This is a genomic window from Streptomyces sp. WG5 (assembly GCF_049974565.1).
Classification (GTDB): domain Bacteria; phylum Actinomycetota; class Actinomycetes; order Streptomycetales; family Streptomycetaceae; genus Streptomyces.
On sequence record NZ_JBNGGC010000202.1, the window covers coordinates 1 to 521 of the forward strand.

A 521-nucleotide genomic window follows, 5' to 3' on the forward strand; every position below is an offset into this window, starting at 1 on the left:
CGGGAACATCGATCGTCGTCTCGGGCCATTGGGCGCTTTCCGGAACCCAGCCACCATCGGTGCAACTCACGACGAACTTATGTCCGTGAAGATGGATGGGATGATTGGTCATGGTGAGATTGCCGATGCGAACCCGAACGTTATCGTTCAGCCGCACCGGCAGCGGATCGATCCCGGGAAACACCCGGCTGTTCCAGGTCCACATGTTGAAGTCGGTCATCTCGTTGACCTTCGGCAGGTAGGTGCCGGGGTCGATCAGGTAGGTGCTCATGATGAAGACGAAGTCGCGGTCAACCGGCCGGAATTTGGGATCGCGCGGATGCACGACGATCATGCCCATCATTCCCATCGCCATCTGGACCATTTCGTCCGAATGCGGGTGGTACATGAACGTGCCGCTATGCTTCATCTCGAATTCGTAGACGAAGGTCTTGCCGGGCGGAATGTGCGGCTGGTTGAGTCCACCGACGCCGTCCATGCCATTCGGCAAGAGCACCCCGTGCCAATGGATAGTGGTCTGT

The 521-nt window shown here is 58.2% G+C and carries 1 protein-coding gene; it reads right to left on the reverse strand.

Going from position 1 to position 521, the window contains the following annotated elements; translation table 11 throughout:
- Positions 1-496 (reverse strand): multicopper oxidase domain-containing protein (locus ACP4IX_RS36625; RefSeq protein ID WP_426559019.1); only part of this gene is annotated, 496 nt, incomplete at its 3' end.
- Positions 497-521: the final 25 nt, after the last annotated feature.